Origin of the sequence: Kerstersia similis, from assembly GCF_965139615.1 — a bacterium.
GTDB lineage: Bacteria > Pseudomonadota > Gammaproteobacteria > Burkholderiales > Burkholderiaceae_B > Kerstersia > Kerstersia similis.
In genome coordinates, this window is the sequence record NZ_CBCSIQ010000007.1 from 1 (window position 1) to 23,593 (window position 23,593).

Genomic DNA, 23,593 nt, shown 5'->3' on the forward strand with positions numbered 1-23,593 from the left:
GCCCCCCCTGCCCATTCCCCCTCCCGCAGCACCTGATGGGTTCAGGGTTCAGGGTTCAGGGTTTAGGGTACAGGGCGCAGGAAGGACATCATGGCAGCCACGGCCTGCCCCCGGCAATCTCAGTTTTTTGCGTCCCGCGCGGCCTGGCGTTGTTCCCAGGCCGCCAAGGCTGCGCGGTACTCCTGCATGGCCTCGGCATAAAGGTCATAGACGCATGGCACACAGCCGCTTTCACAGCATTCATTCGGACCCGGTGCTTCCGGCGGCTCAGGCATGGGGTCTTCCGCCGTCAGGAACAGGCCTTGCTCGTGCAGTAGCGGATCATCGGCAGCCATCCTGCCGCCAGCCAAGCCCGCTGGCATAGCCCGGCCGACAGAGGCGGGACTGAGAGAAACAGACATAAACATACTCCGACCGCGGACAGGCCATGCGCCCCTGCATCGTGCCGCTTCCGGGCACCTGATGTGGCCCGTGCGGCACCTGCCTGCCGGTAGTCATCAAACTGTTATTTTCCAAGATTACCTTGTAGCACTTTCCTGCTGTTGCGGCATCTGCATGAAAGTTCTTCAAATCAGCGATTCACACCTGACCTCGCCCGGCCAATGGCTTCATGGCTCGGATCCCCTGGAACGCCTGCGCCAACTGCTGGAACATGCGGGCGAACATCATGGTGACGCCAACGGCATCATTCTTACCGGCGACCTGACGCACCGCGGCGAAGCTGCCGCCTACCAGGCCTTGGGCCTGCTGCTGCAGGAACAGCGCTTGCCCGTGCATCTCATGCTGGGCAATCATGACCGGCGCGATATGTTCCGCCAATGCCTGCCCCACCATACGCATGGCACCCTATCATTCCTGCAATATGTGCTGGTGCACGGACAGCACCGGCTATTGCTGCTGGACACGCTGGACGAAGGCAAATCCAGCGGCCACCTCTGCCCAGCCAGATTGTCATGGCTGCAAGCACAACTGGAGGCCGCAGGCAGCGACCCGGTGTATCTCTTCATGCATCACCCCCCGTTCGAGGTTGGCATGGCGCCGCTGGACAACTGCCGCCTGGATAACGCAGATGCGCTCCATGCGGTACTGGCTGCGCACGGCAATGTTCGGCACTTGTTCTGTGGCCACGTGCACCGCCATATTTCAGGCTGCTGGCGCGGCCTGCCCTTCAGCACCGTCAAGGGCAGCAATCATCAGACGGCGCTGCGCCTGGGGCAAGCCACGCATGCCCATAGCGGGGAAGCGCCGGGCTATAGCGTGATCCTGGCGGATGAATCCAGCGTCGTCGTGCATTACCAGGATGTCGCCTGTCCCTGAACGGCCGCCCTGGCAGGACCGGCCGGCCCAGGCATCAGCCAGCCATCTCCGCGCTGACTGCGCGGACCGCCCCCGCTGCCAGCCCCGCCTAGGCGTCGGGTGCTGTTGCGCCAGCGGCTTCCACACGCCGCTGGCGCGCCATGCTGACCAGCAGCACGATAATGAACAGCAAGGTCAGCAACAGAACGATGGTTGGCGCAGGCGCGCTGTCAATGAAAAAGCTCAGATACACGCCGCCCAGCGCGCAGCCGACACCGATAATGACCGACGTCAGCAGCATATAGCCGAAGGTACGCGTCATCAGATAGGCAATGGCGCCAGGGGCGATCAATAGTGAAATCGCCAGAATGATTCCGACGGCATGCAAGGCGCCGACGACAGCCAGCGACACCGCAGCCAGCAGACCGTAATGCAACAGCCCAACCTTCAGGCCAATGGTACGCGCCTGTACCGGGTCAAACGCGTGCACCAACAGCTCGCGCCACTTGAACAGCACCCAGCCGCCAATAACCAGCGCAATCAGGCCGCTGCCGCGCAAATCCTCGGCGTCCACGCCAAGGATATCGCCAAACAGAATGTGATCCAGGTGCACATCGCTGCGGATGCTGGTGTACAGCAGCAAACCAATGGCAAACATGCCGGAAAACACGACCCCCATGACCGTATCTTTCTTGATCCGGCTGTTGTCGGCGATATAGCCTGTCGCCAGGGCGCACACCATGCCGGCCGTGAACGCGCCCAGCGCATAAGGCAGGCCCAGCATGTAGGCGATCACCACGCCAGGAAATACCCCATGCGCAATGGCATCACCAATCAGGGCCCACCCCTTGAGCACCAGAAAACATGACAACAGCGACGCCGGCACCGCAACCAGCACGGCAATCGCCAGGGCATACTGCATGAAATCCAGTTGCAGCGGCAACATCAAGGTCTGGAACATCATGCCTCTCCCAGAGGGGCGGCTTGCGGCGCCGCCGTCCGGCGGCCCCTGCGCCTGGCAGCCAGAACACCGTGGCGCGGCGCAAAGATAAAAGCCAGCACGAAAAGCACGGTCTGCAACACCACGATCACGCCACCCGTCGCACCATCCAGGAAATAGCTGGCATAGGCGCCGAAAAAGCTGCTGATCACTCCGATGCTGACGGCAATCATGATCACGCGGTGGAAGCGATCCGACAGCAGATAGGCCGTGGCACCCGGCGTCACAATCATCGCAATCACCAGGAACGCGCCCACCGTCTGCATGGCTGCCACGGCGCAAGCTGACAGCAAGGCGAAAAACAGCACTTTCAGCGCAGTGGTGGAAATCCCGACGGAACGCGCATGGTTTTCATCAAAGAATGTCACCAGCAGGTCTTTCCACTTGAGCAGCAGCACCAGCAAGGTAATGCCCCCGATCAAGGCAAGCTGCAGGGTATCGCCCGGCGTAATCGCCAGTACATTGCCCAGAATGATGGTCTGGATATTCACCGATGCCGGCGAAAGCGACACCATGAACAGGCCCAGGCCAAAAAATGAAGAAAAAATCAGCCCGATGATGGCGTCTTCCTTGAGCCGCGTGCGCTGATTCAGGAACATCATGGCACCTGCCGCCAACGCGCCCGAGAAAAATGCGCCCAGCGAAAAAGACAGGCCCAGCATGTAGGCGCCGGCCACCCCCGGCACAATGGAGTGCGAGAGCGCATCGCCAATCAGCGACCAGCCCTTGAGCATCAGATAGCAAGACAGAAACGCGCAAACTCCGCCGATCAGCGCCGACACCCACATCGCGTTGATCATGTACTCGTACTGGAACGGCATCAGCAGCGTCGCCATCATCGCTCTCCGGCAGGCGGCGCTTCATCGTGATCCTGGCCCCGGATGGTAGAACGCCCGTCACGCAGCACCAGCGGACGCTCATCGTCCGTCACAATGCCCATCACGCCACCTTCGAAATCGGTGGCAGGCAAGTTGAAGTGGCGCAGCACGCCGCCGAAAGTCTTTTCCAGGTTTTCTCTGGTAAAGACATCTCGTGTGGCGCCATAGGCCAGCACCGTGCGATTGATCAGGATGGTACGGTCGCAGAACTCCGGCACGCTGCCGAGGTTGTGCGTTGACACCAGCATGACACGGCCTTCATCACGCAAACTTTTGAGCAGCGACACGATGGCGTCTTCTGTTTTGACGTCCACACCGGTAAAGGGCTCATCCAGCAAAATCACCTGGGCGTCCTGCGCCAGCGCCCGGGCGAGAAAAACGCGTTTTTTCTGTCCGCCCGACAATTCGCCGATCTGGCGGTGCCGGAAAGCCTGCATATTCACGCGCTCCAGCGCCTGCGTAACGGCTTCGCGGTCAGCCAGACGCGGCCGGCGCAGAAACCCCATATGCCCGTAGCGCCCCATCATCACCACATCTTCGACCAGCACCGGAAAATTCCAGTCCACATCTTCGCTCTGGGGCACGTACGCCACCAGGTTACGTCGCATGGCCTGGCGAACATCCTGGCGCAACACCTTGATGCTTCCCTGCGACACCCGCAGAAAGCCCATGATGGATTTGAACAGCGTGGACTTGCCGCTGCCGTTCACCCCTACCAGCGCAGCGATCGTGCCGGTAGGGATGGCAAAACTGGCATTACGCAAGGCGGTATGGCCATTGCGATATGTCACGGTGACATCTTTGACCTCAAGCCCCGCTCCCTCCTCTTCGCTGGCCTGTACCGGCTGCCGGCTGGATTGCCCGGCATGCCCGCCAGCAGCCGGCGTGGCTGCAGCCATCAGGGAATAGGCATGCGGCGCATGCCCGGATTGCGTCAGCCCGGTGCCCAGGCCTGTGGTCAATGCTGGCTTCATTTTTTCAGCGCTTTGGCAATCGTTTCTGAAGTGACTTGCAGCAGATCCAGATAGGTAGGAACCGGGCCGGAGGGCTCGCTCAGGGAATCCACATAGAGCACGCCACCATAGCTGGCGCCGGTTTCACGCGCCACCTGCTGTGCCGGGGCCGGAGAAATCGTGCTCTCGCTGAAGACGGCCGGGACCTTGTGCTCCCGCACTGCGTCGATCATCTTGCGCACCTGCTGCGGCGTACCTTGCTGATCGGCATTGATGGGCCAAAGATACAGTTCCTTCAAACCGAAGTCACGCGCCAGATAGCTGAAAGCGCCCTCACTGGTGGCCAGCCAGCGCTGATCCTCGGGAATCTGCGACAGTTCCTCGATGATGGGGGCCGTCACGGCTGTGATCTTGGCCTTGTAAGCCTCGGCGTTGGCATGGTAGGTCGCGGCATTGGCCGGATCCTGTTGCGCCATGGCATCGCGTATGTTGTCCACATAGATGAGCGCCGCGGACGGCGACATCCAGGCATGCGGATTCGGCTTGCCCTGATAGGGGCCTTCGTCGATGGAAATCGGCTCGACGCCATCGGAAACCACCGCGCTGGGCACATTTTTCAGGCGTTTGAAAAATTTCTCGAACCACAATTCCAGGTTCAGGCCATTCCACAGGATCAGCTGGGCATCCTGCGCCTTGAGCAAATCACCAGGCGTGGCCTGGTAGTTATGAATTTCGGCGCCAGGCTTGGTTATGGATTCAACGATTGCCGCATCGCCCGCCACATTCTGAGCCATATCGGCAATGACGGTAAAGGTCGTGACGACCTTCAGCTTGCCTGCTTCCTGTGCAGCTGCCGACCCGCCGGCCAGCACAAAAGCAAGCGTCAGACTGCCCGCCAACAGCTTGCGTCTCATTGAATTATGCATTTCCGACTCCGAATATGACTCATTGTTTGATGGATGATTCATGTAAATGCAGATGCATCGAATTTGCATTTGACGCATGCATCCGGAAAATATAGCACAGGCTATAACTGATAGCATCAACCATAATACATTTTGGCGCTATAGTGGCGGCTGATGCGCATCGCTAACCTGGGATGGGATGCAGACAAGCAAAGAAAAGCAGGATAAATCAGCCATGACCGACCCGACCTGTCGCCCGAAGACCACAGGCCTGATGGATGCCGCGCTACAGGTGGAAAGTTTCCGCCAGGCGCGCGAAGCACGCCGTCAGGAGCGTGTGGACGATTATGTCGAGCTGATCTCGGATCTGATCCGGGATACCGGGGAAGCCAGGCAAGTCGATATTGCCGCCCGCATAGGCGTCACCCAACCTACCGTTGCGAAGATGCTGCGCCGCCTGGTGGATGCCGGATATGTCATTCAGAAGCCCTATCGCGGCATTTTCCTGACCGAAGCCGGCGAACAACTGGCGGACATCAGCCGTACCCGCCACCAGCTGGTTGAGCAGTTGCTCCTGGCCGTCGGTGTCGATCCGGATTCCGCGCGCCGGGATGCCGAAGGCATCGAGCACCATGTCAGTGAAGCCACGCTGGCAGCCTTTGCCCGCTTCATCGCCAGCCAGGACCACTCCCGGGCAAGCTGAATACGTACTGCCGGTTTCAGCACGATTGCTTTGCCTGCCGCCGGTTTCCGGGCATTGACTTTATCTTCCGGCCAGCCTGACGCAAGTCGTGAAATTCCTTTAAAGTAATGGCATAGGGTTACCGTTACGAGGAATCGTTCAATGTCTGACCGCAAGCCCCCAGTTGTCCCATCCTCATCTTCCAACCCGCCGGAGTACGCGGCGCCGATCGCCAATGCCTTGCAGGCACTGCAGGCCAGTTGGCGCTGGTTCATCACCGTCGGCCTGCTCTTGCTGGTGCTGGGCCTGATCGCAAGCGTCCATGTCCTGGCCGCGACGGTTTTCAGCGTGGTGTTCGTCGGCGTTCTGATTGTCGTCGCCGGCATCAGTCAGCTGGTGCAGGCCTGGCGCATCAAAAGCTGGCCGGGTTTTCTGCTGTGGAGTCTCGCCGGGCTGCTCTATACCGCAGCGGGCGTCATTGCCATCATCAACCCGATCACTGGTGCAGCTGCCCTGACGCTGCTGCTGGGCGCCACCTTGATCGCCAGCGGCGCCATGCGGCTCTGGCTCTGGTTCAACAACCGCAGCCAGCAAGGCTGGGGCTGGATCGCCACCTCAGGTGTCATTACGCTGCTGGCTGGCATCCTGATCGCCGCCGGTTGGCCTGACAACAGCCTCTGGCTGCTTGGCCTGCTGCTGGCGCTCGATCTGTTGTTCCAGGGATGGACCCTGCTGCTGCTGGGCCTGGCGCTCCGCAATAGTGCATCCAAATAGGCAGCAGTATCCGGGTGTCACCCCGGTGCCACCCGCCATGCAAACCGCCCGTGCCTCTGGACAGAGACACGGGCGGTTTTTCGAACGAACAGCCCTACGGATAGCAATCTCGCTCAAGCCGCCTGCAAGCTGCGTGATGCAACGCCCAGATCCTCCCAGGCTGCCGGGTGGCAGGTAAAGATCAGGATCTGGTGTCGCCTGGCAGCGTCGTACAGCACGCGTTTCATTTGCCCCAGCCGGCCTTCGTCGGAGTGCACCAGCGCATCATCCAGGATGACCAATGAGGGGCGGCCGGCTTCCTGCAGCAAATCCGCATAGGCCAACCGCGCCAACACCCCGATCTGCTCCCGCGCCCCGTGGCTCAGGTCAGCCAGCGCACCGCTTTCCAGCCCCTGGCTGCCCGCGCGCCGGATCTGACCAGGCACCAGTTCGTCATCCAGCTCCACGCTTGCGCCCGGAAAAAGAATACGCAGATAGCGATCCAGATGTTTCTGCAAAGGCGCGTGCAGACGTCGCATCATGCGGCCTCGTGCCGCCTCCAGGCTGGCCAGCAAATAATCCAGCGCCTGCGCCCGTCGAGCCAAGTCGCCGGCACGCCGCCGGGCCTGTTCCAGCTGCAAGCGCCGGTCTGCCAGATCTTCTTCCAGCCCGGTACTGCCCATGGTTTCCAGACGGCTACCCAACTCGGCAAGCAAGCGCTCCCGTTCTTGATAGCGTTGCCGCTGTATGGCTTCGCTATCCGCCAGACGCTGCACATCTTGGCGCAGGAAGTCGAGATCCAGCGATGCCAACTGCGCCTCCAGCGCCTCCAGATGGGACTGGGCCTGGGCTTCGTCGCTGCGCGCATTGGCCAAATCCATCAGGGCCTGGCGTTGCTCCGCATCCCGGTCCGGTGCCGTCAGCGCGGCCTGCGCCCGTTGCCACTCGGCTTGAGCGGCCGTCAGTTCCGCTTCGCTGACGCCCGCCTGCAAGCGGCTATCCTGCAAGGACTGCATGACACGATCATGCTGATGCTGAACCTGCCGGGCCGTGGCTTCCGCCACCTCCAGCGCCGGCATCGCGTGCGCGTCAACCGCCACGCTGCGGCGCTGTGCCAGCCACTGCGTGGCCTCCTGCCATTGCAGCCTGGCATTCTGCAGCTCTTGCTGCAAGACGGCGTTGCCTTGAGGCGCATAGCTGGCGGCAACCTGCCGGGCGGCTTCGGCCTGCGCCTGCAACTGGTCATAGCGGCGCGCCCTGGCCTGGGCGGCGCCAGCATCGGCAACCCCCAATTCCTGCAACAGGCTGGCCAACTCTTGCTGCAGGCGGGCATGGTTGTCCCGCAAAGTTTCCAGCTCGCTGCCGCCCGGCAATATGCGCAACGAACCCAAGCCAGCCACCTGCCAAGTTGTCGCAGTGGCCAGCGTACGCCGGCCACTGCCGCTCAACCGTTCGTCGCCCGCGTCAATTTCCACGCCCGCATCCAGCGCATACTCTACGGTCGTGGCAGCTGCCTCCAGGCGCGCCTGGGCCAAACGCGCAGCCTGTTCCAGACGTTCCAGGCGCTTGATATCCTCTGGCGCCAGGCGTTCCTGGCGGGCCTGTGCCTCCCGCTCGCGCCAGCTGGCCTGGGCAGCCTCTGCCTGCGCCAAACGCAGCGTCAGTTGCTCGACCTGCCGCTGGGCAGCCTGGGCCTGGCGCTCCACTTCCGCTACACGCTGGCGCTGGCGAGCCGCATCCAGCTCGGCCTGCGCCTCGGTGCGTGCCTGCGAAGCCTGTGCCGCCAACTGCTCCTGCCGCTGCAATTCCGCTCGCGCTGCTGCGCTGCGCTGTTGCGCCGCCAGTAGCGCAGCCTGGCGCTCGTTGAGCGCCAACTCCTGTTGCCGCAGGTGCTCTACCCGCAACTGTTGAACACCAACCTGCGCCTGACACTGCCGCAGTCGCTCAAGCGCCTGCCGCCGCTTTTCTGCCAAGCCTTCGGCCTGTTGTAACCGGGCCTGCGCCTGCTCGCGTTCCTGCGCCAGCTGCTCCCATGGACGCTGTTGCCTGGCCTGCGCATGCTCGACCCGCAACTTGCTGAGGCGATCAATATCCTCATGGAACAGGGCGATGCGTTGCTCCAGGCCGCGTACCTCTTCGATCAGGCTCTCTGATTGCTTCAACGCCGCTGCGTAGTCGCCCTTGGGCGCGCCCGTGGCCGCATGCAGCAACGCTGCCCGCGCCTCTCGCACCTGGGCCAGCACCTCATCGCCCTCACTGGCGGAAAGTTCGCCCAGGCTGTCGCTCAAAGCATCGCGCAGATGCTGCCCGGCATGGCGCACGCGTTGGGTCAGGTCATGGGCATCGCCCTGGCGAATCCACAACAAACCCGGAACGCCCATATCTGCGGCATCGCTCGCGCCTTTGCGGGCAAAACGGAAACCGATCAGCTCAGCCAGATAATCTTCCGCTTCCGCACCATCGAGCGCCTTGCCGTCAATCAGCAGATGACAGCGCTTGCGGCCCATGAATGTCTTGGCCAGGCGGTATTCCCTGCCCTGCCAGACAAAATCCACCTCGACCTGCGGCGTAGCGGAAGGCTCATCCCAGGGCCGCAAATACGCGACCGAACTGGAACGGTGACGCTCCAGGAACGCTGCGCGTATGGCCTCGGCCACAGTAGATTTACCCGCCTCGTTCGGCGCTGCAAACAAATTGAGCCCAGGCGTCAGCCCCGTAATTTCCAAGGGCTGGCGGAAACGCCGGAACGACTCCAGACGGATACGCGTCAGTTTCATGCATCCCCCATTGGCAGCGTTGCCTGCCGGGCATCCTCTCGGACGCGGCCAGCCTCCAGAATGCGCGCCAGTTCCAGTAAAGCGCCGCGCGCAATTTCCGCCTGCGCCGGTTCCTGCGTCAACTGGGCTTCGCGTAATTGCCCCAGTGTTTCACCGACATAGCCATCTGCGCGCAGCGCGGCCAGGTCTTCATCGGTAGGTTCCAGGCGCAAGGCGGCATCATCCCATAACAAGGCCCGGGTTCTGGCGCCAGCCAGGCGTCCGGCCTGGCGCAAGCGTTCATGGCCCAGCAGATCCACGGTACCGCTCAGGCGCACCTGTGCGACATGCTCCGCCCCCAGGGCTGCCACCGCATCCAGGGCCTGATCCGTGTCAGACTCCCCTTGCAACGCCAACTCCAGCGACACCCATTGATATGCCCCGGCACGCCAGGGCTGTACCTGCGGCAGTGCGCCGGGTGCCGCTATTTCAACCAGCAGCGCATGACCGGCGTCGTTATCGCGAAAACGATCCTGCTCGGGCGTGCCCGAATACCAGCAACGCGCCTCAATGCCGCGCATGCCATGCCAATCTCCCATGGCCAGGTAATCCAGGCGGCCGGTTTGCACGCGATCGGCAGCAATCGGGTTTGTCGCGTCGATATCCTCTGCCAGAACACCTTGCACGCTGCCATGGGCCAGACCGATACGTGGCAGGCCTGGCGGCGTTTGCGCCTGCGCAAACCACTCGGTCAGATCGTTATAGGTGTGCCGTTGTGTCAATGGCGCCGGCAGGATGGCGCATTTGTCTTCAAGAATCACCACTTCGGGCGCCAATGCCAGCACGACGTTATCAGGCACGGCGCCCAGACGGCGCGCACGCGACCAGACGGATTCGGCCAGGGCGGCGTCATGATTGCCGGAAATCATGACCCACGGACCGGTAAAACCCGCCATGGCAAGAAACATGCGGTGTATGGTCTTATCACGAACGCCCTGGGCATCGAACACATCACCCGCCACCAGCACCGCATCCGCCTGCCAGCGTGTTGCCTGCGCGGCGATCCGCTCGATCACGGCAAAGCGCTCGGCGGCAAGGGCTTCTGCGTCGTCTTCTTCAAACTGTGAAAATACCCGGCCGATCTGCCAATCAGCGGTATGAATGAAACGCAGCACGTGCGATCTCCAGCACTCAACAAGCGAAACGCGCCGGCCCTCTGCCAGGCACGCTACCGCAGGACATCAGGGACGTTCTGATGGCCCGCAGGCCATTCGCACCGTCCTTCCCGGCATCCGCATGCGCCTCAGGCTTGCAGCGGCGTAAGCTGAATCACTTCCACCCAGTAACCGTCCGGATCCTTGATGAAAGCGATGTCTTTCATGCTGCCATCTTCCAGGCGTTTCTTGAAGGGGACGCCCAGCGCTTCGAAACGGGCTTGCGCAGCGCGGATATCCGGCACGGTGATACAGATATGACCAAAGCCGCGCGGTTCGCTGTTGCCATCGTGATACTGGAATGCCGGATCCTTCTCCGTGCCATGGTTGTGCGTCAGTTCCAGCATGCCTGGTTGCGCCTTGCGCCACTGGTGACGCGCCTGGGGGTCGTCGGGCATCACGCCGGGGTCAGCCAGCAGGGCCAGAAAATACAGGCTGAAACCCGCTTGCGGGAAATCATGTTTTTCCACCATGGAAAAGCCCAGGATCCGCGTATAGAAATCAAGCGAACGCTCAATATCTTTGACCCGCAGCATCGTGTGGTTGAAGACGAAATCGCGGGTAGCGGCATCCGGATTGGCCGTGACGCCAGGCAAGGAATGAAGGTCTTTGATGGACATATGCGGCTCCTGATCGGGTTTTTTACTGTCGTCGCCAGGCTTGCACGCCATCGTCGCGGCGCGGTTTGGCCTGGGCGCCCGCGCTAAAGCTGGCGCAGGCGTCAAAAATGGCAGACGCAGTTTACAACGCCCCCTGTTTCCCTGCGCCTGGCGGCCGTACTGAGCCCCCCCTGAGCCCTCGCACGCCAGCGTATCGCCCCATGATGGGACCCACACCCGACGCGGCGCACCATCGTTCACAATATAGAACGCTCCGTTATCTGCAAAACAAGAAAAATCACCCAAAAATACCCCTGAAACCCGCATGGAAACTTGTTTTTCCTGCATCAAGAAGCAAGGAAAACCTCCCAACCTGATTCTTCACTATCCAGCAAACCAGCGCTATGATTTGCCCAACGGTTAGCCAATGACTCCCACGCCAACGGCCACCGGATCTCTACGATCCCTCTCTTACTTAGCTGCTCAATCATGTCTGCCAAACCTCGCCTGCATATCATTATCTCCAGCACCCGTCCTGGCCGCGTCGGCCCGAAAATCGCCACCTGGTTCCAGCAGTTCGCCGTTGAACACGGTGGCTTCGACGCTCATCTGGTTGATCTGGCTGACTTCGAACTGCCGGTTTACGATGAACCCAACCATCCGCGCATGCAGAATTACCAGCATGAGCACACACGCCGCTGGGCGGCCAGCGTCGCCGCTGCCGATGCTTTCGTGTTCGTCACCCCGGAGTACAACTTCACCGCTCCACCGGCACTCTTCAATGCGCTGCAATATGTGTACAACGAGTGGAACTACAAGCCTGCAAGCTTCGTCAGCTATGCCTACGCATCCGGCGGCCTGCGCGCCGTGCAGGAAGTGAAGACCCTGCTGACCTCGCTGAAGATCGTGCCGCTGGTCGAACAGGTCATGGTGCCGATGTTCCCGCAGCATCTGGGGGAAGATGGCGAATTCATCGCCAACGAACAACACACCGCCTCGGCCCAGGCAGCCCTGGATGAACTGCTGCGCTGGACCAAGGCCCTGGCCCCGCTGCGCCAGCAATAAACCCCGCATCCCGCCCGCAACGCTACCGCCGGTTTCGGCGCTAGCGCTGCTGCTGCCGAAACCGTGCGCGCAGCCAATCCTGGCACTCTCGCACCAACCCTGGCCCCCGCTCCGGGCGGCCAGGGCCGGCGGATTCCCTCATGTGGCGTGTTCTCCCTTTGACGCCCACGCCTATACGCAGAAAAGCCCGACGGCTATGCTACGCTCACTCCTGAATTTTCCGGAGACGCCATGCTTTTCCTGCTATCCCCCGCCAAGAAACTCGACTATGACAGCGCCCTGCCCGCGCTGCCCCACACGCAACCCCGCTTCGTGCCGCAATCGGCCGAACTGATCCAGGTTCTGCGCCAGCTCTCCACCGACGATATTGCAGCCCTGATGTCGCTCAGCCCCGCACTGGCTCAACTCAACCATGATCGCTACGCGCAATGGGAGCCGAGTTTCACTGACGCCGACTCCCGCCAGGCGATCCTGGCCTTCAACGGCGACGTTTATGAAGGGCTGGATGCCCGTACCCTGGCCCCCAAGGATCTGGAATGGGCACAGCAGCACCTGGCCATCCTGAGCGGCCTGTATGGCGTGCTGCGCCCGCTGGATCTGATGCGCCCCTATCGCCTGGAAATGGGCACCCGCCTGGAAACCGCCCAGGGCAAGACCTTGTACGCCTATTGGGGTACACAGATCGCCCATGCGCTACGCGAGCAATTGGCCGAGAGCAAGGGCCCGGTGATCAATCTGGCATCCGAAGAGTATTTCAAGGCCGTGGACCAGAAAGCGCTGAGCGCCGAAATCGTGCAATGCGTTTTCCAGGACTGGAAAAATGGTGCCTGGAAAATCATCAGCTTCCATGCCAAGCGCGCACGCGGCCTGATGGCACGCCACGCCATCGAACAACGCGCCCGTACCCTGGACGACCTGCGCAGCTTCGACAGCGAAGGCTACCGCTATGACGCGGCCGCCTCCAGCACCACCAAGCTGGTCTTCCGCCGCCGGCTGGAAGACTGAGCACACGGCCACGGACATGACTGCCAGCCATGGATAGCGCCTATGCCTTCATACGCGGCGCCCATCTGGCCGCAGTGATGCTCAGCGGCTGCCTGTTCATGGGGCGCGGCGCCGCCATGCTGCTGGGCTTTCCCGGCATGATGCGGCCGGCGTTGCGCTATGCCAGCTATGCCATAGATACCGTGCTGCTGGCCAGTGCCGTTGCCCTGGCCGCGGTGCTGGCGCTCAACCCATTGAGTACCCCTTGGCTGGCACTCAAAATCGGGCTGGTCGTTCTATATATCGTGCTGGGGTCTTTCGCCCTCAAGCGTGCGCGCACCCGCCAGGGCAAGGCCATCGCCTATGCAGCAGCGCTGATCTGTTTCATACTTATCGCTCACGTTGCCCACACCCGGGAAACCCTGTTCCCTTGACACGCCAGCACTGCCAGCCTGCCATCGACCCGCCCGAGTGTCGCCGCCGCTTATATTCCCACACGCCTTGCCACAGCCTTCAGGCCAGCCACCATGTCGATTGAAGCACGCTCTCCTGCCGCCACGCCGGATGCACCGGCAGCCCCCTTAGGCACACAGCCGCGCATCGTCATCAGCTATTGCACACAATGTCTATGGTTGCTGCGCGCCGGCTGGATGGCCCAGGAGCTGTTGTCCACCTTCGGCACAGACCTGGGTGAAGTGTCGCTGAAGCCGGGCACCGGGGGAATTTTCCAGATCCACTACAACGATGAACTGATCTGGGACCGCAAACGCGACCATGGCTTCCCCGAAGCCAAGACCCTCAAGCAACGGGTACGCGATCGCCTGGATCCATCCCGCGACCTGGGCCATATCGACCGCAGCCGCGAACACGGTTAATCCCTGCCGCGCCACTCGGCGCTCTGCCTGACGGCCTCCGACGCATCGGAAGAGGCCGGCCTGAGCACGCCTGTACGCAGGCAAAAACACTGGCGGCAGGACGGTTGCCTGCCTCGCTGCCCGGCCCGCCTTAGGCCGATTCCCCATATGCATATACAAAACAATTATTTTGATTGTGCATACAAACAGCCAAATAATGCATAAAACGCATAAATCATGGAACTACGACAACTTGAAGCCTTCACCGCCGTCATGGCTGCGGGCAGTATTACCGGCGCTGCCCGGCAACTGAACCGCTCGCAATCCATGATCACCCGCCAGATCCAGGATCTGGAGGCGGAGCTCGGCTATGACCTGCTGCACCGCAATGGTCCCCGCATCAAGCCCACCTTGCTGGCATCTCACCTGTACGAGGAAGCCGAACGCATCATTTCCAGCGTACGTCGCATCCAGCAACAGGTTCGCGAAGGCAAAACCCACGAACAGCCACTGCTGATTTCCTCCATTTCGTCTTTGGCGCTGGGCCTGATCCCGCAAGCGCTGGCCCGGTTCAAGCCCGAACTGGCCATGCGTAAAGTCACGTTGCGCACCATGACCCCCGAACGCGTGGTCAACGAGGTTCTGCACCGCACGACCACCATCGGCTTGTGCAGCCTGCCGGTCGATCACTACGGTGTTCATGTGCACTGGATAGCAGAAGCCCCTTGCGTCGCTGTGCTGCGCGAGGATGACCCGCTGGCACGCCAGGCGGTCGTCCGTATTGCCGACCTGGCCGACCGGCCGCTGGTCGGCATGGACAACCCGCTGCGCCTGCAACACCGGCTGAACGAGGCCCTGCACGGCCGCCTGCCCGAGATCGCCACGACCACCTCCGCCAATGCCCAGGTACTGGTCCTCGCCGGTCTGGGCATCGCCATTCTTGAACCACTAACCGTGCTTGGCGCACCGCTCCAAGGGCTGGTGCACCGGCCCCTGGATATTCATTTGCCGTTTTATTTCGGTGCCCTGACCCCGCAAGGCGTGGATCTTCCGCCCCTGGTCAGCGGCCTGCTGGACACCATGCGCGAGATTGCCGCCCGACTGCCCGGGTGCGTCCTGCACGCGCCCGACCAGCATGCCCGCCTGATACAGGCACAGGCCGGCTGATCCCGCGCTCCCGCACCCAGGTGCGTTCGCCACTTTTTACTGTTTTGCCATGACCAGCCATTCATCCTCTGCTTCCATTTCCTGTCAGCCCGGCCTTGATGCCCTGCGCCAGCGCTATGAGCATGACCTCAGCCTGCTGAGCCTGCCTGCGCGCCGCTGGACACCGGAGCAGCACGCCGACGGCCACGAAATCCTGGATGTCGCCATCATCGGTGCCGGCATGGCTGGCCTGGCCTTGTCCACCGCACTGCGGCACCTGGGCGTACAGGCACGCAATTTCGACCAGTCTCCGGCTGGCTACGAAGGCCCCTGGGCCACGACGGCGCGCATGGAAACACTGCGTTCCCCCAAAGAGCTTGCCGGCCCGGCACTCGGCTTCGGCGCCCTGACCTTCCGCGCCTGGTTCGAGGCCCAATGGGGCCAGGCCGCCTGGAGCGCACTCGACAAAATTCCGCGCCTGCAATGGATGGATTACCTGCGCTGGTATCGTGACGTCACAGGCGCCGATGTCCGCAATCTGCAACAGGTCACTGCAGTACAGCCCCAAGCCGATGGACGAGTCGCCCTGCAAGTGCGTGATCTTGGCGCGGACGCTGCCGGTGCAACCTATCAGGTACTGGCGCGCCATCTCGTCATTGCCACCGGACGCGATGGTCTGGGCGGCGCCTGGGTGCCAGCCTGGGGCCAGCAGCTGCCGCGTTCGCTCTGGGTACATTCGTCCGACGTCTGGGACGGCGACACCATGCGCGGCAAACGCGTCCTGGTCATCGGCGGCGGCGCGTCGGCCATGGATAGCGCCGCGACGGCGCTGGAAGCCGGTGCCAGCAGCGTGCACCTGCTGATCCGGCGGGCAGAGCTGCCACGCGTCAACAAAGGCAAGGGCTCCGGCAGCCCCGGCGCCACCCATGGCTACCAGCATCTGTCCGATGAGTGGAAATGGCGCATCCGCCATTACATTCAACAGCAACAGGTGCCGCCGCCCCATGGCAGCACGCTGCGTGTCTCGCGCCATGACAACGCCTTCTTCCACCTGGATGCCGCCATCGAAGGCGTGACGGTGCATCCCGGCGAGCAGTCCCTGACGCTGGAAACACGCCAGGGCCCCATCCAGGGCGATAAAGTCATTTTCTGCACGGGATTCCGCCCGGATTGGCATTTGCGGCCCGAATTCGCGCCATTTTCCGAGCACGTACAGCTGTGGCAAGACCGCTTCCGCGCCCCGGCCGGGCAGGACGATGCCGAGCTGGCGAACTCTCCCTACCTGGGCAATCTGTTCGAATTCCAGCAAAAAGTCCCTGGTAGCTGCCCCGGACTGGAACGCGTGCATTGCTTCTGCTACCCGGCAGCCCTCAGCATGGGCACGGTTTCCGGGGATATTCCGCAGATCAGCGATGGCGCACGCCGCCTGGCCCAAGGCCTGGCTGGCGCGCTTTATACCGAAGATATCGCGCTGCACTACGAACGCCTGGAACAATTTGCCGAACCCGAACTGGACGGCAGCGAGTGGGTGCCTGCACCCCTGCCCCCTTACGCCGGGACGCCAGCATGACGCAATGGCTGTTACGCCGCTTCGGCCAGGCCCTCCTGGTCATCCTGGCGATGACCGTCATCGTTTTCGTCGGCCTGCATGCCATCGGAAATCCGGTTGATATCCTCATCGGCGACGACATGAACCAGGAAGAACGCCTGGCAGCCATCGCCCGGCTTGGCCTGGATCAGCCCCTGTGGCGCCAGTACCTGCTGTTCCTGCAGAACGCGCTGGTCGGCGATCTGGGCAAGAGCTTTGTCTATGGCGAAGATGCCATTCATCTGATCCTCGACCTCCTGCCCGCCACGCTGGAACTTGCTGTGGCCGCATTGCTGCTGGCCATCGTCCTGGGTGTACCGCTGGGCCTCTATGCCGGCCTGCGCCCGGACTCCCCGCTCTCGCGCCTGCTGATGAGCGGCAGCATCGTCGGCTTTTCCCTGCCGGCCTTCTGGGTCGGGCTGATGCTCATCATGGTCTTCAGTGTGCAGCTGGGCTGGCTGCCGGCCAGCGGTCGCGGCCCGACACGCAGCCTGATGGGCATAGAGTGGTCCTGGCTGACCCTCGAAGGCCTGCGCCATATGATCCTGCCTGCCCTGAACCTGGCGCTGTTCAAGATTTCGCTGGTCATGCGGCTGACGCGTGCCGGCGTGCGGGAAATTCTGCCCCAGGATTTCGTCAAGTTCGCTCGCGCCAAAGGGCTGTCAGATACCCGTATCGTCGTGGTGCACGTCTTGCGCAATACCCTGATTCCGCTGGTAACCGTGCTGGGCCTGGAACTGGGCTCAACCATTGCCTATGCCGTGGTGACGGAATCCATCTTCGCCTGGCCCGGCGCCGGCAAGCTGATTCTTGACAGTATCAATTCGCTGGATCGTCCGGTCATCGTTGCCTACCTGATGGTCGTCGTCGTGATTTTCGTGACTCTCAACCTGCTGGTTGATCTGGCCTATCGCGTGCTTGATCCGCGCGTCCGCCTGGAGGCAAAAGCATGAGTACGCCTGCCGCCCCGCAAATCCCGGCCGCACAGGCGCAATCCATCTGGCGCCAGATGGCGGGTGATTTCTTCGCTTCCCGCATGGCCTGTGCCGGGCTGTTGTTCCTGCTGCTGGTCATCGCGGCTGCGCTGTTCGCACCGTTCATTACGCCGCAGGATCCCTACGACCTGATGCAGCTGGATGTCATGGACTCCCGCCTGCCGCCCGGCACCGTCAGCACGGAGCAAGGCTATACCTACTGGCTGGGCACAGATGGCCAAGGCCGCGATCTGTATTCAGCCATCATCTACGGACTGCGCATCAGCCTGTTCGTGGGCATAGGCTCGGCCATCATCGCCGCCGTGCTCGGCACCGTCATCGGCCTGGTGGCCGCCTATGCCGGCGGCAGGATCGACGCGCTGATCATGCGCATCGTCGATCTGCTGCTGTCCTTCCCGACGATCCTGATGGCCTTGATGATCCTGGCCTACATGGGCAAGGGCATCGGCAACGTCATGCTGACGCTGGTGCTGCTCGAATGGGCCTATTACGCCCGTACCGTACGCGGACAGGCACTGGTGGAGTCGCGGCGTGAATACGTCGAGGCCGCACGCGGCCAGGGCATTCCGCAATGGCGCATCGTGCTGGGGCATATTCTGCCCAACTGCCTGCCGCCGTTGCTGGTTATCGCCGCCCTGCAGGTCGCACGTGCCATCACGCTGGAAGCCACCCTGTCTTTCCTCGGCCTGGGCGTACCCATCACCGAGCCCTCGCTGGGCCTGCTGATTTCCAATGGCTATCAGTACCTGCTGTCGAATGAATACTGGATCAGCTTCTTTCCGGGCATTGCGCTGTTGTTGACCATCGTCGCCATCAACCTGGTCGGAGACCAGATGCGTGATGTGCTCAATCCGCGCCTGCAGAAGTGAGAAACCGTATGAATCCAGCCATCCACACCTCCTCGCCCGCCGCCAGCGCCCCCACGCTGGAAGTCCGCGATCTGCACACCGAGTTCCTGACCCGTGCCGGAACCCTGCCCGTGGTCAACGGCGTGTCTTTCACGCTGGAGCGCGGCAAGGTGCTGGGCCTGGTCGGGGAGTCCGGTTCCGGCAAATCCGTCACGGGGTTTTCCATCATGGGCTTGCTGGATGCCCAGGGCCGCATCAGCGCCGGTGAAGTGCTGTTCCAGGGGCAGGACCTGGCCGGCCTTTCGCCCAAGGCGATGCGCGCCATTCGCGGCAACCGTATCGCGATGATCTTCCAGGATCCGATGGCCACGCTCAACCCGGTGCTGCGCATCGACCGCCAGATGCTGGAAGCCGTGCTTGCCCATCAACGCATGGACAAGCGCAGTGCGCTGGCGCACTGCCGTGATGTACTGGCGCGCATGGGCATTCCCAGCCCGGAAGAACGCCTCAAGGCCTATCCGCACCAGCTCTCTGGCGGCATGCGCCAGCGCGTGGCCATTGCGATCGGTCTGCTGAATTCACCTGACCTGATCATCGCCGATGAACCCACGACAGCGCTGGACGTCACGATACAGGCTCAGATTCTTTCGGAAGTGCAGACGCTGGTGCGGGAAACCGGTACGGCAATGATCTGGATCAGCCATGATTTGTCGGTGGTCGCAGGCCTGGCCGATGATGTCGCCGTCATGTATGCCGGCCGCATTGTTGAACACGGCCCGGTCGATGCGGTGCTCGATCATCCCCAGCATCCCTACACCCAAGGCCTGATCAACAGCCTGCCCAGCGCCAACCGGCGCGGCGAACGCTTGCGGCAAATCAGCGGCATGGCGCCGAACCTGCTGGATCTGCCGTCCGGCTGCGCCTTCGCACCGCGCTGTCCGCGCGCCGCCGCAGCCTGTACCAGCCCGCCGCCCATCCAGACGGCGGCCCCAGCACGTGCCGGCGTGCAGGCCCACACGGTGCGCTGCTTTTTCCCAGGCCGTTCCGCTGACGCGGCAGGAGTCCAGCCATGACCGCATCCCCCCAGCCCTCGACACCCCTGGTTGATCTCCAGGCTGTCCGCAAGGATTTCGGCGCCCGTCCCGAGCCTGGTGCCTGGGGCCGCCTCATGCGCCGGATGCATCTGGAGCAAGCGCCCGCCGTCACGCACGCCCTGGATTCCGTCAGCCTGACGGTACAAGCTGGCGAAGTGGTCGGTCTGGTTGGTGAATCCGGCTGTGGCAAATCCACGCTGGGCCGGATCGCGGCCGGCATGCTGGAAGCCAGTGCCGGACAGGTCAAACTGCTGGGGCATGACATCCGGAGCATGAGCTCGGCACAACGGCTGGAAGCCCGCCTGGCGATCCAGATGGTGTTCCAGGATCCGCTCTCCAGCCTCAACCCCCGCCTGCGCGTCAATCGCATCGTCGGTGAAGCCGCGCGCCTGCATGGCCTGACGAATGATGCCGACGCCGATGATTATGTCTGCGCCCAGCTCGAACGCGCCGGCCTGGATCCGCGCCTGCGCTTTCGCTATCCGCACCAATTCAGCGGTGGCCAGCGCCAGCGCATCGGCATTGCCCGGGCGCTGGCGGTACAGCCGCGCATGCTGGTCTGCGATGAAGCCGTTGCCGCGCTGGATGTCTCAATCCAGGCACAGATTCTCAATCTGTTCATGGATCTGCGCGAAGAACTGGGCCTGTCCTATCTGTTCATCAGCCATGACCTGGGCGTCGTGCGCCACCTGTGCGACCGCGTGGCGGTGATGTATCTGGGCCGTATCGTGGAAACCGCACCGGTGGATGAATTGTTCGCCAACCCGCAGCACCCCTACACACGCGCACTGCTGGCGGAGATCCCGCGCATAGATGTGCGCAAGGTTCACTTCAACCCGCTGCGCGGCGAAATTCCCAGCCCGATGGCGCCGCCTGCGGGCTGTCACTTCCATCCCCGCTGCCCGCAGGCCATGCCGCGCTGCCGGCAGGAAGTTCCGCAGCTCAAGGGGATAGCCGTGCGCCACTACAGCGCCTGTCATCTCAACGACGCGGCCTGACTGCCATGCCGCAAGTATTTTCCCCCTCCAACCTGGAATAAGGACCTGGCCATGAAATCCATCAAACTCTCGGTGCTGGCCGCCGCCTTGCTGGTCAGCGGTACCACCTTCGCGCAAACCCTGACCATAGGCTTTGCCGACCCGATCTCTTCCGTCGATCCGCAGCTCAACAACCATGCGGGTGACCGCTCCCTGGCGCTGCACTTCTGGGACTCCCTGGTCGAGTCGCGCGATGGCGGCAAACTGCTGCCTGCCCTGGCCGAAAGCTGGCAAGCGCTGGACCCGACCACCTGGGAATTCAAGCTGAATCCGGCGATCAAATGGCAGGACGGCACGCCGGTCAGTGCCGAAGACATCCTTTTCTCGTTCGAGCGCGCCCGTAACGTGCCCGGCTCCGTCGCATCCTATTCCGGCGCGCTGCGTTCCGTGGCTTCGGTCGAATCCCCCGACCCGCATACGGTGATCGTCAAAACCAAGGCCCCGTCGCCCAACCTGCCGCTGGAAATCGCTTCCATCTATGTCGTGAGCAAGCATGTGGGCGAATCGAGCACCACGCCCGACTACAACGCCGGCAAGGCAGTGGTCGGCAGCGGCCCGTACAAATTTGTTTCCTACGTGCCCGGCGACCGCACCGTCATGGAGCGCAACCCTGACTATCGCGGGCCGGCCCCGCACTGGGAGCGCGTGAACTACCGCTACATCAATAACGGCGCAGCCCGTACCGCCGCCCTGCTGGCAGGCGATGTCGATGTCATCGACAAAGTTGCCGTGACCGACGTTGCCAAACTGCAGAACACCCCGACCGTCGAGGTTTACACCTACCCCGGCCTGCGCGTCCTGCTGCTGCAACCCAGCTTCCGCCCCGGCAGCAATGAATTCATCAAGGACAACGCAGGCAAACCGCTGCCTGAGAACCCCCTGCTGGATGTACGCGTACGCCAGGCGCTGTCACTGGCCATCAACCGCCAGGCCATCGTGGACCGCATTCTGCAAGGCACCGTTACCCCTGCAAACCAGTGGATGCCCAAGGACAGTTTCGGCTTCAACCCCGAAATCCCTGAGATTCCCTACGATGTCGCGGCGGCCAAGCAATTGCTGGCCGACGCCGGTTTCCCCGAAGGTTTCCAGATCACCATCCACGTGCCCGGCGACCGTTACCCGCAAGCGCCTGAAACCGCTCAGGCAGTGGCGCAGTTCTGGGCCCGTATCGGCGTGAAAACACATGTAGAAGTCGTGCCCTGGTCGGTCTATGCCAGCCGCGCCGGCAAGAACGAATTCGCTGTGAGCGTGCTGGCCTGGGGCAACGGTACTGGCGAAGCCGGTTATGGCCTGCTGCAGACGCTGGCCAGCAATGATCCGGCGCAAGGCCGTGGCATCAGCAACTGGGGCCGCTACAGCAATGCCGCCGTGGACAAGGCGCTGGACGATGCCAATGCCGAGTTCGATGCCGAACGCCGCGCCGCCATTTTCCAGGACGCAGCCAAGATCGTTACTGATGAAGTCGGCCAGATCCCCTTGTTCCACTACAAGAACATCTGGGCCGCCAAGAAAGGCCTGAAGGTAGAGCCTCTCCTCAGCGACCGCACGACCGCGCTGCAAGTCAGCCCGGTGCAACCGCAGTAAGCCACAACCACCATATACAGGAGCCTGAGCAAAGCCATGAGCATGCTTGACATCACTCCCGGAGACGCGCTGATCGACGTCCCTCGCCGCATCACCGTCCAGGGCCTCGCGCCGGGCGAAGTCATCACCCTGCGCAGCAGCACCGTGCGCGGCCCCGGTGTGATGTGGCATGCCCAGGCACGCTATACCGCCGATGCCCAGGGCAAGGTGGACCTGAGCCGTGACGCGCCGCTGGACGGTAGCTACAGCGGTGTGTCACCCATGGGCCTGCTCTGGTCGCAGGTACCGGAACAGGAAGGCGCTCCGCGCGAAGTCTTCCATACCGAAGCCTGCGCGCCCATCAGTACCGAGCTGCAGTTGCTGCGCGGTACGGCAGTCACGGAGCGAACCACGCTGGTGCAACGGCTGCGTGCCGAAGGCGTGCAGCGTGAGGAAATCCGTGAAGACGGGCTGGTTGGCACACTCTATACCCCGGCCACGCCCGGCCCGCACCCGGCCGTGCTGATCCTGAACGGCTCGGGCGGCGGCATCAATGAGCCTCGTGCCGCGCTCTATGCGTCGCACGGCTATGCCGCCTTCGCGCTCGGATATTTCAAGGCACCGGGCTTATCGGACTACATTTCCGATACGCACCTGGAATACTTTGAGCGCGGCCTGCAATGGCTGCATCGCCGGGTGCGCCCGCTGCACGGCTTTCTTGCCTTGAGCGGGCAATCCCGCGGCGGCGAACTGGTACTGCTGCTGGGGTCGCTGATGCCGGAACTGGTCAGCGCAGTGATCGGCTACGTGCCGGGCGCGGTCGTGCATTGCGCGCAAAACGCGTGCAACCCGGCCACGGGCCGCGATGGCCCGGCCTGGTGGTGGCGCGGCCAGCCGCTGCCGCACCTCTGGGAAAACAACCGTACCGCCACCTGGGAACCGTGGGACCATGGCCCCGAACCGCGCCGCCACACCCAGGCCATCCTCACCGGCCTGCAGGATGCCGACGCCGTGGAACGCGCCCGCATTCGGGTGGAGCGCATCCAGGGCCCGGTCATACTGCTTTCGGGGCAGGATGATGGCTCCTGGCCGTCCAGCCTGTATGGCCGCATGGTTGAAGAGCGCCTGGAACAATTTGGCCACCCCTGGCCTGTTGAACGCTACGACTACGAAGGCGCCGGGCACTCGATCCTGTTCCCCTACGTGCCCACCACGCAACTGATCTATCGCCACCCGGTATCGGGCCGCCTGAGCACGACTGGCGGCTCGCCCGCCGTGAATGCAGGTGCCGATGCCGACTCCTGGCAGCGCGTGCGTGCGTTCCTGGAGCGCGCCGTGGCCGCCCGCGCAGCCGAGCGTTCAGCCGACTGAAAAACAGAAAAA

General features: G+C 62.7%; 23 protein-coding genes. 15 read left to right on the plus strand and 8 right to left on the minus strand.

Going from position 1 to position 23,593, the window contains the following annotated elements:
• Positions 1 to 119: 119 nt before the first annotated feature.
• Entirely contained in the window at positions 120 to 401 is a 282-nt protein-coding gene (locus tag ACNA1V_RS06145) for an oxidoreductase-like domain-containing protein (protein ID WP_415832712.1), read from the minus strand.
• Positions 402 to 555: 154 nt separating this feature from the next.
• On the opposite strand from ACNA1V_RS06145, the gene ACNA1V_RS06150 reads away from it, so the two are divergent.
• Positions 556 to 1,317 (plus strand): phosphodiesterase, encoded by a 762-nt coding sequence (locus tag ACNA1V_RS06150; protein ID WP_415832713.1) that lies wholly within the window; start codon positions 556 to 558, stop codon positions 1,315 to 1,317.
• Between the two features lie 88 nt (positions 1,318 to 1,405).
• Here ACNA1V_RS06150 and ACNA1V_RS06155 read toward each other — a convergent pair whose 3' ends face one another.
• From ACNA1V_RS06155 to ACNA1V_RS06170, 4 genes are read right to left on the minus strand one after another with little or no spacing between them, the layout of a single operon-like run.
• Positions 1,406 to 2,260 carry a metal ABC transporter permease gene (locus ACNA1V_RS06155; protein ID WP_415832714.1) on the minus strand — a complete coding sequence of 285 codons (855 nt, stop codon included), beginning with the start codon at positions 2,258 to 2,260 and terminating at the stop codon, positions 1,406 to 1,408.
• Entirely contained in the window at positions 2,257 to 3,135 is an 879-nt protein-coding gene (locus tag ACNA1V_RS06160) for a metal ABC transporter permease (protein WP_415832715.1), read from the minus strand. Before ACNA1V_RS06160 ends, ACNA1V_RS06155 begins: the two co-directional genes overlap by 4 nt.
• A complete protein-coding gene (locus ACNA1V_RS06165) occupies positions 3,132 to 4,148 on the minus strand; it encodes a manganese/iron ABC transporter ATP-binding protein (protein ID WP_415832716.1) in 1,017 nt (338 codons plus the stop codon). The genes ACNA1V_RS06160 and ACNA1V_RS06165 overlap by 4 nt, the downstream gene beginning before the upstream one ends.
• Positions 4,145 to 5,053: a metal ABC transporter substrate-binding protein gene (locus ACNA1V_RS06170; RefSeq protein WP_415832717.1), complete on the minus strand. Its 909-nt coding sequence runs from the start codon at positions 5,051 to 5,053 to the stop codon at positions 4,145 to 4,147. The genes ACNA1V_RS06165 and ACNA1V_RS06170 overlap by 4 nt, the downstream gene beginning before the upstream one ends.
• Positions 5,054 to 5,267: 214 nt before the next feature.
• Between ACNA1V_RS06170 and mntR the strand changes: the two genes are divergently transcribed.
• Both mntR and ACNA1V_RS06180 read left to right on the plus strand, forming a co-directional pair.
• The gene (mntR, locus tag ACNA1V_RS06175) at positions 5,268 to 5,735 is read left to right on the plus strand and encodes a manganese-binding transcriptional regulator MntR (protein WP_415832718.1); all 468 of its coding nucleotides are present in this window, start codon (positions 5,268 to 5,270) and stop codon (positions 5,733 to 5,735) included.
• Between the two features lie 141 nt (positions 5,736 to 5,876).
• On the plus strand, positions 5,877 to 6,488 hold the full coding sequence (locus ACNA1V_RS06180) for an HdeD family acid-resistance protein (RefSeq protein ID WP_415832719.1): 612 nt from the start codon (positions 5,877 to 5,879) through the stop codon (positions 6,486 to 6,488).
• A 113-nt stretch (positions 6,489 to 6,601) separates the two neighbouring features.
• Here ACNA1V_RS06180 and ACNA1V_RS06185 read toward each other — a convergent pair whose 3' ends face one another.
• The 3 genes from ACNA1V_RS06185 to gloA form a co-directional block, all read right to left on the minus strand.
• On the minus strand, positions 6,602 to 9,244 hold the full coding sequence (locus tag ACNA1V_RS06185; RefSeq protein WP_415832721.1) for an AAA family ATPase: 2,643 nt from the start codon (positions 9,242 to 9,244) through the stop codon (positions 6,602 to 6,604).
• A complete protein-coding gene (locus ACNA1V_RS06190; RefSeq protein WP_415832723.1) occupies positions 9,241 to 10,398 on the minus strand; it encodes a metallophosphoesterase family protein in 1,158 nt (385 codons plus the stop codon). Before ACNA1V_RS06190 ends, ACNA1V_RS06185 begins: the two co-directional genes overlap by 4 nt.
• A gap of 128 nt (positions 10,399 to 10,526) precedes the next feature.
• Positions 10,527 to 11,057, minus strand: coding sequence for a lactoylglutathione lyase (gene gloA, locus ACNA1V_RS06195; RefSeq protein ID WP_415832725.1), 531 nt, complete (start codon positions 11,055 to 11,057; stop codon positions 10,527 to 10,529).
• Positions 11,058 to 11,525: 468 nt separating this feature from the next.
• Here gloA and ACNA1V_RS06200 point away from each other — a divergent pair, with 468 nt between their 5' ends.
• The 12 genes from ACNA1V_RS06200 (at position 11,526) to ACNA1V_RS06255 (ending at position 23,581) form a co-directional block, all read left to right on the plus strand.
• On the plus strand, positions 11,526 to 12,101 hold the full coding sequence (locus tag ACNA1V_RS06200) for an NADPH-dependent FMN reductase (RefSeq protein ID WP_415832726.1): 576 nt from the start codon (positions 11,526 to 11,528) through the stop codon (positions 12,099 to 12,101).
• A gap of 231 nt (positions 12,102 to 12,332) precedes the next feature.
• Positions 12,333 to 13,106, plus strand: a complete 774-nt coding sequence (gene yaaA, locus ACNA1V_RS06205; protein WP_415832727.1) for a peroxide stress protein YaaA — start codon at positions 12,333 to 12,335, stop codon at positions 13,104 to 13,106.
• A 29-nt stretch (positions 13,107 to 13,135) separates the two neighbouring features.
• On the plus strand, positions 13,136 to 13,519 hold the full coding sequence (locus ACNA1V_RS06210; RefSeq protein WP_415832728.1) for a SirB2 family protein: 384 nt from the start codon (positions 13,136 to 13,138) through the stop codon (positions 13,517 to 13,519).
• 93 nt (positions 13,520 to 13,612) lie between these two features.
• On the plus strand, positions 13,613 to 13,960 hold the full coding sequence (locus ACNA1V_RS06215; protein WP_415832729.1) for an Rdx family protein: 348 nt from the start codon (positions 13,613 to 13,615) through the stop codon (positions 13,958 to 13,960).
• A 216-nt stretch (positions 13,961 to 14,176) separates the two neighbouring features.
• Positions 14,177 to 15,106 (plus strand): LysR family transcriptional regulator, encoded by a 930-nt coding sequence (locus tag ACNA1V_RS06220; RefSeq protein ID WP_415832730.1) that lies wholly within the window; start codon positions 14,177 to 14,179, stop codon positions 15,104 to 15,106.
• A gap of 49 nt (positions 15,107 to 15,155) precedes the next feature.
• On the plus strand, positions 15,156 to 16,655 hold the full coding sequence (locus ACNA1V_RS06225; RefSeq protein ID WP_415832731.1) for an FAD-dependent oxidoreductase: 1,500 nt from the start codon (positions 15,156 to 15,158) through the stop codon (positions 16,653 to 16,655).
• Positions 16,652 to 17,626 carry an ABC transporter permease gene (locus ACNA1V_RS06230; RefSeq protein ID WP_415832732.1) on the plus strand — a complete coding sequence of 325 codons (975 nt, stop codon included), beginning with the start codon at positions 16,652 to 16,654 and terminating at the stop codon, positions 17,624 to 17,626. Before ACNA1V_RS06225 ends, ACNA1V_RS06230 begins: the two co-directional genes overlap by 4 nt.
• Positions 17,623 to 18,537, plus strand: a complete 915-nt coding sequence (locus tag ACNA1V_RS06235) for an ABC transporter permease (RefSeq protein WP_415832733.1) — start codon at positions 17,623 to 17,625, stop codon at positions 18,535 to 18,537. Before ACNA1V_RS06230 ends, ACNA1V_RS06235 begins: the two co-directional genes overlap by 4 nt.
• 8 nt (positions 18,538 to 18,545) lie before the next feature.
• Complete coding sequence (locus ACNA1V_RS06240; protein ID WP_415832734.1) at positions 18,546 to 19,589, plus strand: ABC transporter ATP-binding protein; 1,044 nt, start codon at positions 18,546 to 18,548, stop codon at positions 19,587 to 19,589.
• Positions 19,586 to 20,608: an ABC transporter ATP-binding protein gene (locus ACNA1V_RS06245; RefSeq protein ID WP_415832735.1), complete on the plus strand. Its 1,023-nt coding sequence runs from the start codon at positions 19,586 to 19,588 to the stop codon at positions 20,606 to 20,608. Before ACNA1V_RS06240 ends, ACNA1V_RS06245 begins: the two co-directional genes overlap by 4 nt.
• A gap of 51 nt (positions 20,609 to 20,659) precedes the next feature.
• Positions 20,660 to 22,231: an ABC transporter substrate-binding protein gene (locus ACNA1V_RS06250; RefSeq protein WP_415832736.1), complete on the plus strand. Its 1,572-nt coding sequence runs from the start codon at positions 20,660 to 20,662 to the stop codon at positions 22,229 to 22,231.
• A gap of 36 nt (positions 22,232 to 22,267) precedes the next feature.
• Positions 22,268 to 23,581: an acyl-CoA thioesterase/BAAT N-terminal domain-containing protein gene (locus tag ACNA1V_RS06255; protein ID WP_415832737.1), complete on the plus strand. Its 1,314-nt coding sequence runs from the start codon at positions 22,268 to 22,270 to the stop codon at positions 23,579 to 23,581.
• Positions 23,582 to 23,593: the final 12 nt, after the last annotated feature.

Coding starts and splice junctions, on each gene's coding strand:
- ACNA1V_RS06200 (WP_415832726.1), top strand. CDS start 11,526: ATGTCTGCCAAACCTCGCCTGCATATCATTATCTCCAGCACCCGTCCT.
- yaaA (WP_415832727.1), top strand. CDS start 12,333: ATGCTTTTCCTGCTATCCCCCGCCAAGAAACTCGACTATGACAGCGCC.
- ACNA1V_RS06245 (WP_415832735.1), top strand. CDS start 19,586: ATGACCGCATCCCCCCAGCCCTCGACACCCCTGGTTGATCTCCAGGCT.
- ACNA1V_RS06210 (WP_415832728.1), top strand. CDS start 13,136: ATGGATAGCGCCTATGCCTTCATACGCGGCGCCCATCTGGCCGCAGTG.
- ACNA1V_RS06215 (WP_415832729.1), top strand. CDS start 13,613: ATGTCGATTGAAGCACGCTCTCCTGCCGCCACGCCGGATGCACCGGCA.
- ACNA1V_RS06220 (WP_415832730.1), top strand. CDS start 14,177: ATGGAACTACGACAACTTGAAGCCTTCACCGCCGTCATGGCTGCGGGC.
- ACNA1V_RS06225 (WP_415832731.1), top strand. CDS start 15,156: ATGACCAGCCATTCATCCTCTGCTTCCATTTCCTGTCAGCCCGGCCTT.
- ACNA1V_RS06235 (WP_415832733.1), top strand. CDS start 17,623: ATGAGTACGCCTGCCGCCCCGCAAATCCCGGCCGCACAGGCGCAATCC.
- ACNA1V_RS06255 (WP_415832737.1), top strand. CDS start 22,268: ATGAGCATGCTTGACATCACTCCCGGAGACGCGCTGATCGACGTCCCT.
- ACNA1V_RS06240 (WP_415832734.1), top strand. CDS start 18,546: ATGAATCCAGCCATCCACACCTCCTCGCCCGCCGCCAGCGCCCCCACG.
- ACNA1V_RS06185 (WP_415832721.1), bottom strand. CDS start 9,244: ATGAAACTGACGCGTATCCGTCTGGAGTCGTTCCGGCGTTTCCGCCAG.
- gloA (WP_415832725.1), bottom strand. CDS start 11,057: ATGTCCATCAAAGACCTTCATTCCTTGCCTGGCGTCACGGCCAATCCG.
- ACNA1V_RS06250 (WP_415832736.1), top strand. CDS start 20,660: ATGAAATCCATCAAACTCTCGGTGCTGGCCGCCGCCTTGCTGGTCAGC.
- ACNA1V_RS06180 (WP_415832719.1), top strand. CDS start 5,877: ATGTCTGACCGCAAGCCCCCAGTTGTCCCATCCTCATCTTCCAACCCG.
- mntR (WP_415832718.1), top strand. CDS start 5,268: ATGACCGACCCGACCTGTCGCCCGAAGACCACAGGCCTGATGGATGCC.
- ACNA1V_RS06165 (WP_415832716.1), bottom strand. CDS start 4,148: ATGAAGCCAGCATTGACCACAGGCCTGGGCACCGGGCTGACGCAATCC.
- ACNA1V_RS06155 (WP_415832714.1), bottom strand. CDS start 2,260: ATGATGTTCCAGACCTTGATGTTGCCGCTGCAACTGGATTTCATGCAG.
- ACNA1V_RS06160 (WP_415832715.1), bottom strand. CDS start 3,135: ATGATGGCGACGCTGCTGATGCCGTTCCAGTACGAGTACATGATCAAC.
- ACNA1V_RS06150 (WP_415832713.1), top strand. CDS start 556: ATGAAAGTTCTTCAAATCAGCGATTCACACCTGACCTCGCCCGGCCAA.
- ACNA1V_RS06170 (WP_415832717.1), bottom strand. CDS start 5,053: ATGCATAATTCAATGAGACGCAAGCTGTTGGCGGGCAGTCTGACGCTT.
- ACNA1V_RS06145 (WP_415832712.1), bottom strand. CDS start 401: ATGTCTGTTTCTCTCAGTCCCGCCTCTGTCGGCCGGGCTATGCCAGCG.
- ACNA1V_RS06230 (WP_415832732.1), top strand. CDS start 16,652: ATGACGCAATGGCTGTTACGCCGCTTCGGCCAGGCCCTCCTGGTCATC.